The following is a 12,126-nucleotide window of genomic DNA, read 5'->3' as shown; positions in this document are numbered from 1 at the left end:
ACAGATCGGCCGGCCTGCTGCGCTGGTTGATGGCTGCGCAGACCGGCCTCTTGCCAACCCCAACAACCCCAGCTCAGATCAACGACGGACTCTTGTTATGGCTGGATGAGAAACGGGGGTCACGTCAATTGCGGCGCAGGCCTTGAGATCATGGGCGCAAACCTCGATCTCGACCTGTCGATACCCGAGTTGCGCCAAGCTGGATTTCAACTTCGTGGCGCCCACGATGTCGCGATCGACCTGAACCACGATCACAAGAGATGAGAATGATTGGATCAGGTGGCGTGTGACGATCTGTTCAACTTCAGCAAGTTGATCGGGGTACTGATCAGACCGAAAGCAAATCGCCGCCTTTCCGGTCATGGCTCGGTCGCCCGTATCCTGGTCAAAGATATTGAACGCCAGATCCGGCATTACGCCGTGGACATTCATGCCCAGGCTGCGCCCGTATCCAAGGCTCTCCGAGTCTCTGACATGGTGCGCCCAGAGAAGCTTGGATCGCATGCGCAGCAGCCAGGCGTGACGCGTCGACAGGTTGTCGTACGAGGTTCCGACCTGCACCAGGCGAACGCCCAACATCCTGAGCATAGCCAGCGCGACCAGATTCGCCCCACGCTTCAGGAAGCCGGTGACGTCCCCGGTGTAGCCTCCAGGGCTGAGGAAATAGAACGGACGACGCCCCGCCCACGCTTCCAGCAACAGTTTCCAGAACAACTCTTTCGAGTTGGCGGCGATCCTGACGTTGGGAATGTCCTGTAGGGCCAGGGTCCTTCTGAACTCGGGCGGGCATCGAGACAGATCGACGTGAGTTGGGCCCTCGCCAGCCATCAAACGGATCAATTCCCGGTTGATCAGCGCATCGCCGACATTTTCGAACTGCGTTCGAAGACTGAAGAAGCCGATATTGGGACTATTCTCGCCTCGGCCGCCGGTCATGACTCCGCTCTCCCGTATCGGAGCAAGGTGGGCAGACCAAGCAGTGCATGGAGGTTTCGAGCGAACCTTTGCGCCAAAAAGCCGAGTGCTGCGCCGACGAGGCCATGGTTGACGCCGCCCCACCACACCATCCCGATCCCGGCCAGCGCCCAGAGCGTCTCGATGGCCAGGAAGCGCCTGTCGTGACCGGTCATCTGGTAAAGCGTCTTCACCGACCCGGCGGCGGCGTTCACCAGTTGAGAGGCGCTGAGTATGAGAAGGACGAGGAAGGCAGACGCGTAGTGCGGGTCAAACATCGCCAGCGCGGTTCGGCCGACAAACGCCATTCCGATGACGCCGACAGCGGTGCCGAGCGTCGCCGCCGCCGCCGTCCCCCAGAATATCCCGCGAAGCTCGTTCACGGCATTGCCCCTCCAGGCTCGAGCCATCATGGGGGCGGAGACCATGGTGATGCCGACGAGCGGTATGGCCAGGAGTTGAGATAGCCGGCTGGCCGCAAAAAAGGCGCCTGCTGCGACAGGACCCAGGGCGAGGCCGACGATCAGGGTGGCGGCCTGATTGCCGATGGGTTCAGCGATAGCTCCGCCCCAGAGACCTGGCGTCGCGCGGATCATCGCTCGCTTCTCCTCCAGCGGCAGAAAGTGCTGCCGGACATCGGCGGCGGCGCCTTTCAGAACAATGGCGAGTTGTGGCGCAGTCACCAGCAGCAGGGTGACGGCGGCGATCAGCAGGGCCACCGGCCCGGAGATGGCGACATGGCGGTCGGCTGTCGCCGGCAGCAGGGCGACGCCGCCGCAAACGGCGATCACCAACACCCGCCATCCGATGTCCCTCGGCGCCAGCGCCCACCAGAGGGCGCCGCGTGCGCGCGCTGCGGCTACCGCAAATTCTGACAGGGCGAAGGCGGCGCCGAGCACGCCCACGACGAGGTAGAACTCTTCTGCAGGCCCGCCGCCCGCGACTCGCCGTTGGACGATTCCGACGATGAACAATGCGACGGCGACCGCTATCGAGCCGGCCAGCGTCAGCCGAAAACTGCGGACAATCGCATGGGAGGCCACGCCGGGGCCGTGGATTTGATCGATGGCAGGCCAGAAGCGAAGCACGGCTGTGTGCTGGCCCAAAGTGGCTGCGAAGCCGGCGATTGTCGCCAGCGAGAATCCGGCGGCGAAAACACCGTAAGCCTCCGGTCCTGTGACGGCGGCGACCGCGAGGTAGAACAGGAAGCCAAGGCCCATCCCGATCAGTTTCAGGCCGCCGCTCAAGGCTGCGCCGCCAACCAGCTTTCGGACCTGCAGACTGTTGGCCGCGCCTATCAGACTGGCGGCGCCCTCCCTGATGCGTGTTCTGGCGGAGGTGCCCGTGCTCATGGACGGGCCCGCTCGGTTCGCGTCGCGATCAGCCACAGGGCGTGCGGATTGGTGGTGAGGTATCGCCAGAGAAGGTGGCGCGGATTGGTGGCCAGGCGGTGGGCCCATTCCAGGCCGGTGCGCTGCATCCAGCGGGGCGCGCGCGGATAGTCGCCCGTCAGATAGTTGAACAGGCCGCCGCAGGTCACCAGCCAGCCGCAGCTCAGCTCCTCCCGGCGGCGCAGGCAGAAGGCCTGCTCCTTCGGCTTGCCCAGGCCGACCCAGACGACGTCGGCCTGGGCGGCGTTGATCTCCGCGACGACCGACGCCTCTTCGGCCTCTGAAAAATAGCCGTCACGGACGCCGACGATGTTCAGGCCGGGGGCCAGGTCGAGGGAGCGGCGCGCACAGGCCTCGGCCACGCCCGGCTTGCCGCCCAGCAGATAGATCCGCAGGCCGCGCGCGGCGCAGGCGACCAGACTGTCTATATAGACGTCGGTCGTCGCCGACCGGTCCGGGATCGTATGGCCGCCCCCGATCAGGCGGGAGGCGGCGACGATCACGCCGCCGTCGGCATGGACGATGTCGGCCTGCTCCAGGGCGTCCCGAAACGCGGGATCCGTCGCGGCCATCGACAGGGCGTGGCCGTTGGCGTCGAACACCAGCCAGGGCGGACCGCCCGACCTGCGCACCGTAGGCGCGTCATGCAGCATGCGATCGATCAGGCCCGTGCGGGACAGAAGCGCGACGGGAACGCCTCCGATACGCACATGAAGCACCCGGCGATGTCCGCCCTGGCGCATGCGCGCAATCTGCGCTTCACGCGTCTCGTCAGCCGTAACCGTGTCGCTGACGGCTTCCGCCGTCGCCGTCCAACCCCGTCCGTCCACCATGGCCCCCACCATCATGAAATCCAACCCGGACGCGGACCGACGATCGGCGACCGTGTTTATCTTAATAACAAAGATACGTTATTGCGCTGCAATGCAATATGGGAAATGGGGTGCTCTGAAAAACGCAGGCGGGGGCACGCGAATTGCACGAAGATAGGCCTCCCATCAGGGAGGGGCGTGTCCGGCGAGGCAGCTCTGGTGCGAAAGTCGGGCGTCGCTTGATGCGTGTCGATGACTTTCGTTATGTGTGCGGTGCAAAATCATTCAGGCGCGGGCGTGACCTCGGCGGTGTACGTCTGCCGGTCCGGCGAACGCAATGACGCCGGCCGGGCGTGAAGCCTGGCCGGCGCATCGAAGGCTGGAATCGGAGCCCGACCGCTTCCGGCCAGGCGATCCCGTGGGAGTCAGGGCGCGACCTGCACCCGGCCCAGAACCCCGGCGGAGCGATCGCGGATCTCGTACGAGATGACGTTGGCGGTGATGGAGCCGCCGTCCTTTCCGGGCTGAACACCGGTGATCTGCAGCAGGACGTCGACTTGCGTGCTCCGCAGATAGGAGACGCGATCCTTGATCTTCTGGGCTTCGGCCGGCGCCACGGCCCAGCGTTGCGCGGCCTGACCGTTGGCCAGGCGCAACGTCACCGATCGCGAGAAGGCGCGGAAGTCGTAGGTCGAGCCGGGGGCCAGAGCCTGGACGGTGAACTCGCCGTAGGACGGGTCGTATTCACTGAGGTTCGACTGCACGGTCAGGCGCAGTCGTCCCACGTTGCGAACGCTGGCCTGGGCCGCCGCATAGGCGGCGCGAAGCTCCTCGCGTCTGGCCGGCTTGGCTTCGGCCGGCCCGTACCGGACATCGCTGTCCTCGGAGATCCAGCTCTCGATGGGCGGCGCGAGTCCCGCCAGATCGTAGTAGAGGAAAATCATGGTCTGCTCGTCCGGATTGACGAGCTCGGCCGTGCGGCCGGCCAGGGCCGCAGACGGCGCAGCGGCGGCGTCGCCCTGGGGCAGGGCCGACGGCGCGCCGCCGGCCGGAGCGGCGCCGGGTGCCGAGGCCCCGCTCGCTGAGGCCCCGCCCGCTCCGGTCTCGGCCTTTTCGGGCGATCGGTCGCAGGAGGCCAGCATCAGGCCCAGGCCGGCGATCATCGGGATGAGATATTTCATGTGCGTCTCTCCTAGAGCTTGGGCGCCGCGCCCTGGGCGGCGGCGCGTTCGACCTCGGCGGCGCGGCGCGCCTGGTCCTGGTTTGCGAAGGCCTGTTCGACCTCGGACAACAGGCGATATCCGCCCGCCTGATCGATGACGCCGACAGACAGGCTTTCGGCGAGGTCCGGATTGTCGTTTCCGGCGACGAGCTCGGCCTGCACCACGACGCCGCATTTCGGCGACAGATTGCTGCCGGAGTCGGGGTTCGCCGGCGCGGAGCAGCTGAAGAAGTACGGCGAGGTCTCGAGAATGCGCCGACCGGACGGGTCATAGGCCCATTTCAGCACCCGCCGCCGACCCTGATCGTCGTCCGCCGTCGGTGCGCCGTACTTGCCGGTCAGGGCGGCGACCACGTTGGCCATCGTCGGGTTGGCGCCGTCGGCGTACCGCTCCCGACGCGACGCCGAGATCACCCGCTCCTGACCCGGCAGGCCGATCGTGGCGACATAGACGCGGGATTCGCCGGGGTTGACCTCGTCCCGGGGCCGGGCCCCGGCGCTGCGGGCGCTGGCCTCACGCAGCGTCTCCTGCAACTGCTGCTCGGGCGTGAGGTTGGACTGGGCTTGGGCGAAGGCGCCGGTGAAGCCCTTGCGCCAGCTCTGGCCGCCGTTGTCGATGTTGAATCCGCGATACTTCTCTTCCGTGACGGTCATCAGCGGATTGTCGCAGAGCACAAGGTTGGCGGCCTCGTCATAGGTGAGGCCGGGGCGAAGACCGATGACGTCCACGGTCGGAGAACCCGCAGCGGGCGCCGGGGTGGCGATCCGGGCCGGGCACCGAACCTTGCCCCGCGCCTCGTTGGCGACAGCTGCGGCGGAGCCGGGTTCGGCGTTGAGCAGACCCCCGGCCGAGCCGTCGTCCGTCGTCTCGCCCGAGCCGCAGCCGACGAGACCCAGGGCGAGCGCCAGGACGATGGAGGATGTGTACGGGAAACGCATGACAGAGTGTCCTTTGAAGGCGACAGGGGAGGCGGTGGTTCGCATCCACGTCGCGAGATCGAGGAGAATCCGAGCCGGGGCGCCGAGCGGCTCCGGCCGGCGCATGTCAGTTCGAGGACCTGGCCGCGAAGGGGTTCTTCAGCACGCCCAGGCCGGCGGCGATCTGGGCGGCGCCCGCGAGCAGGCAGAGCCAGGCGCCCAGGCCTACGTCCATCAAGGCGTCGACGGAGCCGCTCATGGCCGCGCCGTAGCCGCTTGCCTCCAGCTTGCTGATGATCGCGCCCTTGATCAGGAAGGGCAGGGCGCCGGCGAAGATGGCCGCGACGCCGGCGATCAACGGCACACGTCCATAGGGCCGGCCTGTCACGATCATGAACACCAGACCGATGGCGGCCAGCGGCGCGGCGAAGCGCAGCCAGAGCAGGGATCCGACAAGGCCGAGGCCGCCGTCCCCGCCCATCACCGCGCCGGCCGAGGCCATCAGGCGCGGCACCTTGTCCAGGGTGAACAGGGTGGTGGAGAGCTCCGGCGCCGACAGGGCGGGCAGGAAGAAGGCGATCACCGTCAGCGCCGAAGCGGCCAGAGGAACGGCGGCCTGCTGTCGCGACAGGGTCTGGATACGGGACGCGGCTTCGCTCGAGCGAATGGCGTCGAGATCCACGGCGGCGCCGAGGCCGCTGATCGCGGATATGGCCGGATAGATGTCGCGGGCGCCGTCGTCCCGAACCTCGAAATCGACGGCCGATCCGGCGGCGGGCCGGCGCTCGCCGCGCCAGTCGGTCGGCCCGAACCGGAAGCGGCTCCCGGCGTCGTTGACGATGACGCCCGACCCGTCGGCGTCCACGCCCAGAATTCGTCCCTTCATCTTCTGCCCTCCTCGCGACGGGCGCCCCAGCGGCGTCCCGAACGGAGGACAGACTGGCCCTCGGCCGCACGCGCGGCCGCAAGGCGATCTAAAGAAAAGCTGAAGCTCGCATTCAGCCCACCAGGGCCGTCGCCAGGCGCTCCTGGCGCTGCCGGGTGAACCGGTCGCGATTGTCGGCCAGCCCCGGCCCGGCCCGGGCCAGCAGGGTCCGGGCCTCCGCCGTTCGTCCTTCGACCCAGGCGATTTCAGCCTTCATCAGATCCAGGCCGGCGCCCCAGTTCGCATCCCCGACCAGTTGTCCCACCGCGGTCGCGTCGATGTCGGTCAGCAAAGCCTCGGCGTCCCGATGCCGCCCGGCGATGATCAGGCAGTCGGCGAGGGCGGCGCGCACCGCATTTTCGAGCGCCGGTGCGCCGACGCCCGACACCTTGACGGCGGAGTGGGCGGCCCGGATCAACGCCTGGCCCGATATGGTGGCGCCTGCGCGGCACTGGTTGATGCCCGTGTCTGTGCGACCGGCGACGGCGGCGAACGAGCCCGCGCCGTCCTTGGCCTCGGCGGCCCGCCAGACCCGGTCGCCGTCCGCAGCCGCCTCGGCGTAGAGCCCGAGCGATCCGCGCGACTGCTGTCTGGCCGCCAGGAGCAAAAGGGTATGGCGATGGTCCCGACCCAGCCGAAGCTCCATCATCGGCAGCAGGGCGTCGAACGCCTCGACCGCCGCCTCATGCCGATGCTGCAGCATCAGGGATTGGGCCAGATTCAATCGTAGCAGCAGGGTGTCGGGGTGATCCTTTCCCTGCAGACCGGCCATCTCCGAGACCAGTTGGCGGAAAACCGGTTCGGCCTCCTGCGCCTTGCCCATCCTCAGCAGCATGAAGGCGTGCCGTTGCACGATGTTCAGCCGCTGCACGGGGGTGAAGTTTGCAGGGTGGTTCTCCGCCCAGGCGCGGGCGGCGCCGAACCGCGCCAGGGCTTCGGGTCCGTTGCTCTCGGCCAGGGCGATATGCGCCCTGGCTGACTCTCTCCAGAAGCGGAGCTCGTCGTCCGGCTCGGTCGCCTCGATGCGAGCCTCCTCAGCCGCCACCCGTCTGCGGGCGCTGGCCACGCCGCCTTCCCGCGTCGACAGGGCCTCGGCGGTCGCCCACTGCAGGCGGTTGATGATCGCCGCCGGCTCGTCCCCCTGTCCGGCGCGACGGAACTGGCCGTCCGCGGAATTGTAGAAGTTGAAGGCTCTCGGATAGTCCGACCGCTGATCGAAGGCGCGGGCCAGGGACGCATGCAGGCGGGCGGCGATCAACGGCTGCCCGTCGAAACGGTGGTCGATCGCGGTCCCGGCCCTGACGATCGCCTCGACCAGGGATTCCTCGGCCTGGCTGGCGCGGGTCGGGTCAGGGCTGCCCAGCACGTCGTCAGCCAGAAAGGCGTAGCTGGCCTCGCTCAGCGCCAGGGCCTGGCGCGCCTCGTTGCGCTGCTGCAAGGCTATGGTGCCGCCGCCGAGCGCGATGGCCAGACCGACGGCGGCGGCCGAGACGGCGGCGATCACGGCCGGTCGCTGGGCGCGGCGAGCCGTCTCCCGCATCTCCAGCCGTTGTAGCCTGGCCAGGGCGTCGCGCCTTTCGGCCAGCGCCGCGCGCCGTTCGGAAAGCGTCGCCAGCCGGTCGGCCAGGGCGGCGGCGTCCCTCAGCCGAAGGGCCGGATCGCTGGCGCTTGCGGCGGCGATGTCGTCCCGCAGAAGTTCGTCCTCGACACCGGATTCCCAGCCCGGCGCGAAGGTCCGGCTGAAATCCCGGGTGGCGAGCTGGAGAATGATCAGGCCGAGAGCGTAGACATCAGACCCCACGCTGGGCGCTTCGCCCCGCAACAGCTCGGGGGCCATATAGGCGCGCGTCCCCGCGCCGCTGGCACCGTCCTCGGCGTCGTCGAGAACGCCGGAGATGTTCAATCGGGCGAGGACGGCGGCGTCCAGCAGCCGCCCGTTGCCGAAATCGGCCAGCCTGACGATCGGCGCGCCGTCCGTTCCGGTCGCCACCAGGATGTTCGACGGCTTGAGATCCTCGTGCAGCACGCCCGCGCCGTGGGCGGCGGCGACGGCGCGGCACAGCTTTTCGGCCAGCTCCAGTCCGAGCGCCGCATCCCTTCGATCCGGGTCCCGGGCCGTAACAGCCGCCTCCAGCTCCAGTCCGCCGTCTCGGCTTTCGATCCAGTAGGGGCGCCGGTCGAAATTCCATTCCAGCAGATCGACGCCCGGATGGGCGTCGCCGAGGGCGCGGCGGAGCACGCGATACAGGGTCACCTCGCGGCGCAGGGCGGCGAGCCGGTCGCCCGAATCGGCGAACTTGAAGATCCGGACCTCGTCGGACTTCTCATGAACCGCGCGCCAGACGTCGTTCGCCTCCGGATCGCCGAGAACGGCGGCCAGCCGCCACTGAGGACGTCCGGGAACGGCGTCGCCGGGGGAGAAGTCGAACCGGACCACGGGCGTCTCCCCCACGTCCTGAACCTGGACCGGGGCGGCCAGCCGATAGCCGATCTTCGGCACGGTCTCGATCACCTTTCCCGTCCGGTCGCCGAGCGCCTTGCGCAGCTTGGAGATGGCGGTGGTCAGCGAGGCTTCGACGACATGGACGTCCGGCCAGACGGCGTCGAGCAGTTCGTCGCGGGTGACGGTCTCGCCGGCGTGGAGCAGCAGTTCCAGAAGGACCAGCAGGGGCTTGCCCTCCAGGTCCATGCGCCGCTCCCTGACCGACAGGCTCCAGCTGGGTTCGTCGAAGACGGCGTCAGCGAACAGCCACCGGCGCCTGCGGCCGGACCTCATCAGGGCGTTCTGCTGCACCGTCTCCCCCAGTGGCGATGATCGCGCATTGATCCAGCGGCCAGCCTAGCCCGGAAACGCCGGCGCCCGCTACAGTCGGCGACGACGCCGGCCATCCGGTCGGCGGACCTGCGGCCGTCGTCACTTTTCGGGGGGAAGAGGGGACTGACACGCCCGGCGAGGCGGTCGGGCCGAGTGGCTCCGCAGGTAGGATTCGAACCTACGACCAGCCGATTAACAGTCGGCTGCTCTACCACTGAGCTACTGCGGAACATGCTCGGGAGGCGGGCCTATAGCAGCGGGGCGGCGCGTGTGGCAACGGGAAATATGCACTTCGACGTGATCCGTATTCGGGACCCCGACGACCCCGCCGTGGCCGCCTATCGCGACATCCGCGAACGCGACCTGACAGGCCGTCAGGGGCTGTTCGTGGCCGAGGGGGCGGTGGTCCTGCGACAGATCACGGCGCCGTCCTCCCTGTGCCGGTTGCGGTCGGTGCTGATCGCCGAACACAGGCTGGACTCGATGGGCGACGTCCTGGCGGCCATGCCGACGGACGCGATGGCGTATTCCGCGCCGCAGGCCGTGCTGGACTCGATCGCCGGTTTTCCGCTGCACCGGGGGCTGCTGGGTCTCGGCGAAAAGCCGGCGCCCCAATCGCTGTCCGACGTGCTGGCGGGACTGGGCCCGGATGCGGTGGTGCTGGCGGCGTCGGGGGTCGGAAATCACGACAACATCGGCGGCCTGTTCCGCAATGCGGCGGCCTTCGGCGCCGGGGCGGTGGTGCTGGACGACCGTTGCGCGGACCCCTTTTATCGCAAGGCCATCCGGGTGTCGGTCGGGGCGGTGCTGCGGACGCCCTGTCCGGCGCCCTTGCCGCTGGACCAGACAATCGACGCCCTGGCCGCCGCCGGGTTCGAGATCATCGCCCTGACCCCCGGCGCGACCGAGCCGCTGTCGGGCCTGGGGCCCGGCGGACGAAGGGCGCTGCTGGTCGGCTCCGAGGGGCCGGGTCTGCCTGCGGCCGTTATCGCCCGCTGTCGCCCGGTCGCCATCCCGATGTCAGGCGGATTCGATTCCCTCAACGTCGCCACGGCTGCGGCTGTGGCCCTGCATCAGTTGTCGCGCGTCTGAGCCCGCCTTCGCCTGTCGGGCGAAGGCGATGATCCCGGATCGCCGATATGGGGAAAATCTGTCGTTTTTCAGCGTTTTAGTCGCGAAGGCGCTTGCGCGGGATTTGGGTGTATGTCCAGATTGCGGCAGGAACCAATCGGGGGAGGCGTTCATGATCCTGGAATTCTTCCATCGCAAGGCGCGGCCGCTGGTCGCGTTCGGCGTCGTCGCGCTGTGTGTCAGCGTCGCCGCCACGGTGGGCTGGATGACTGCGCCGGTCTGAGACTTCGTCTCGACAAGGTGCGGCCGGGCGGGGCAGGGTTGCGGACCTCCCCGCCCTTTTCTTTGCCCGAGCCCGCCCATGTTCCGAACCGCCGTTCCGCTGTCCCTGATTCTGGCGACGACCGTGCTGGCGGGGTGCGCCTCGACCGGCGCCGCCGGCGAACCGACGCGGGTGTCCGAGGATCGGCTCAACGCCCATATCGCCGCCCTGGCGGACGACGCCATGGAAGGCCGGGGCCCGACGACGCCCGGCGAGGAAAAGGCGGTCCAGTATATCGCCGCCCAGTTCCAGGCCCTCGGGCTCGAGCCGGCCGGCGACGACGGCGGCTGGTTCCAGACCGTGCCGATCAACCGGTTCGTGCAGGAGGGGCCGGCCTCGATCTCCGCCGCCCTTCCCGGCGGCGAGACGGTCGCCCTCAAGCGCGCGACCGAGGTGATCGCCAACAGCCATCGCCCCCAGGCGCGCATTACGGTGACCGACGCGCCGGTGGTCTTCGTCGGCTACGGCGTCGATGCGCCGGAGCGCGGCTGGGATGATTTCAAGGACGTGGACCTGACCGGCAAAATCATGCTGGTGCTCGTCAACGATCCCGACTTCGAGGTCCCGGCCGACAGTCCCGTGGCCGGCAAGTTCGAGGGCCAGGGCATGACCTACTACGGCCGCTGGGTCTACAAGTTCGAGGAGGCGGCGCGGCGCGGCGCGGCGGGCGTGCTGGTCATCCATGAGACCGCCGGGGCCGGTTATCCCTGGACCACGCTGCAGAACTCCTCCACCGCCGCCGGCCTGGACATCGTCCGCGCCGATCCCGAGAAGGAACGGGTCAAGGTCCAGGGCTGGATCCAGCAGGCCCAGGCGGCGCGGCTGATGCAGGCGGCGGGCCTCGACTTCGCCACGCTGAAGGCGGCCGCCCAGCGGTCCGACTTCCGACCGGTGACGCTGGACGGCGTGTCGATGTCCTTCGACATCGGTCACCGGTTCGAGCGTCTGACCACGCGCAATGTGGCGGCGCGCCTCACCGGGACGACGCGGCCCAACGAGACGGTCATGTACGGGGCCCACTGGGACGCCTACGGCCGGGCTGTGGCCAATGCGGCCGGCGACGACATCTATAACGGGGCGGTCGACAACGCCTCGGGCGTGGCGGCCGTGATCGAGCTGGCGCGACTGTTTGCGGCGGCCCCGCGCACCGAGCGGTCGGTGATGTTCGTGTCCTGGGGCGCGGAGGAGGCCGGCCTGCTCGGCGCCTATCACTATGCGGCCCATCCCCTGGCCCCGCTGGAGACGACCGTCGCCAACATCAATATGGACAGTCTGCTGGCCGGCCCGCCCTCGGAGGAGATCGTGGTCATCGGCTATGGCAAGACCGATGTTCAGGACCGGCTGGCGCGCGATGCGGCCGTCGAGGGTCGGCGACTGATCCCCGATCCGGCGCCCCAGGTCGGCGCCTTCTATCGCTCGGACCACTTCCCCCTGGCCAAGATGGGCGTGCCGGCCCTGTTCGCGGCGGCGGGCTTCACAGGCGCGTCCGAGGCCAGTCGCGACTACGTCCGCAACCGCTACCACCAGCCGACCGACGAATGGACCTCGCCCTGGGACCTCTCCGGCGCCGCAGCCGATGTGGCCCTGCTCTACAAGGTCGGCCGCGACCTGGCGAACGGCACCGACTGGCCGAGGTGGACACCGGGCAATGAGTTCGAGGCCGTGCGCGAGGCCAGCGCGTCGCAGCGGCCCTGAA

Annotated in this window: 9 protein-coding genes and 1 tRNA gene; 2 read left to right on the top strand and 8 right to left on the bottom strand. The window is 68.6% G+C overall.

All coding sequences use genetic code 11. The annotated features are described in order from the left end of the window. Nucleotides 1-78 precede the first annotated feature (78 nt). The 8 genes from ACO2Q1_RS08355 to ACO2Q1_RS08320 form a co-directional block, all read right to left on the bottom strand. Entirely contained in the window at nucleotides 79-936 is an 858-nt protein-coding gene (locus ACO2Q1_RS08355) for a hypothetical protein (protein WP_423329037.1), read from the bottom strand. Continuing rightward, nucleotides 933-2,306, bottom strand: coding sequence for a lipopolysaccharide biosynthesis protein (locus ACO2Q1_RS08350; protein WP_423329036.1), 1,374 nt, complete (start codon nucleotides 2,304-2,306; stop codon nucleotides 933-935). Before ACO2Q1_RS08350 ends, ACO2Q1_RS08355 begins: the two co-directional genes overlap by 4 nt. Further along, the gene (locus tag ACO2Q1_RS08345; protein WP_423329035.1) at nucleotides 2,303-3,190 is read right to left on the bottom strand and encodes a WecB/TagA/CpsF family glycosyltransferase; all 888 of its coding nucleotides are present in this window, start codon (nucleotides 3,188-3,190) and stop codon (nucleotides 2,303-2,305) included. The genes ACO2Q1_RS08350 and ACO2Q1_RS08345 overlap by 4 nt, the downstream gene beginning before the upstream one ends. A 392-nt stretch (nucleotides 3,191-3,582) precedes the next feature. Further along, on the bottom strand, nucleotides 3,583-4,338 hold the full coding sequence (locus ACO2Q1_RS08340) for a hypothetical protein (RefSeq protein WP_423329034.1): 756 nt from the start codon (nucleotides 4,336-4,338) through the stop codon (nucleotides 3,583-3,585). A gap of 11 nt (nucleotides 4,339-4,349) precedes the next feature. Continuing rightward, entirely contained in the window at nucleotides 4,350-5,318 is a 969-nt protein-coding gene (locus tag ACO2Q1_RS08335; protein ID WP_423329033.1) for a hypothetical protein, read from the bottom strand. A 106-nt stretch (nucleotides 5,319-5,424) separates the two neighbouring features. Continuing rightward, nucleotides 5,425-6,183: a hypothetical protein gene (locus ACO2Q1_RS08330; protein ID WP_423329032.1), complete on the bottom strand. Its 759-nt coding sequence runs from the start codon at nucleotides 6,181-6,183 to the stop codon at nucleotides 5,425-5,427. 112 nt (nucleotides 6,184-6,295) lie between these two features. After that, nucleotides 6,296-9,016, bottom strand: coding sequence for a protein kinase domain-containing protein (locus ACO2Q1_RS08325; protein WP_423329031.1), 2,721 nt, complete (start codon nucleotides 9,014-9,016; stop codon nucleotides 6,296-6,298). 175 nt (nucleotides 9,017-9,191) lie between these two features. Continuing rightward, nucleotides 9,192-9,266: transfer RNA gene (locus ACO2Q1_RS08320), tRNA-Asn, on the bottom strand. A 68-nt stretch (nucleotides 9,267-9,334) separates the two neighbouring features. Between ACO2Q1_RS08320 and ACO2Q1_RS08315 the strand changes: the two genes are divergently transcribed. Further along, nucleotides 9,335-10,129, top strand: coding sequence for a TrmH family RNA methyltransferase (locus ACO2Q1_RS08315; RefSeq protein ID WP_423329030.1), 795 nt, complete (start codon nucleotides 9,335-9,337; stop codon nucleotides 10,127-10,129). A gap of 340 nt (nucleotides 10,130-10,469) precedes the next feature. After that, the gene (locus tag ACO2Q1_RS08310) at nucleotides 10,470-12,125 is read left to right on the top strand and encodes a M28 family metallopeptidase (RefSeq protein ID WP_423329029.1); all 1,656 of its coding nucleotides are present in this window, start codon (nucleotides 10,470-10,472) and stop codon (nucleotides 12,123-12,125) included. Nucleotide 12,126 lies beyond the last annotated feature (1 nt).

The sequence above is a fragment of the Brevundimonas sp. VNH65 genome (assembly GCF_049445955.1).
Lineage (GTDB): Bacteria > Pseudomonadota > Alphaproteobacteria > Caulobacterales > Caulobacteraceae > Brevundimonas.
Note: the sequence above shows the minus strand (reverse complement) of the source record. Positions and strands in the feature narration are given on the sequence as shown.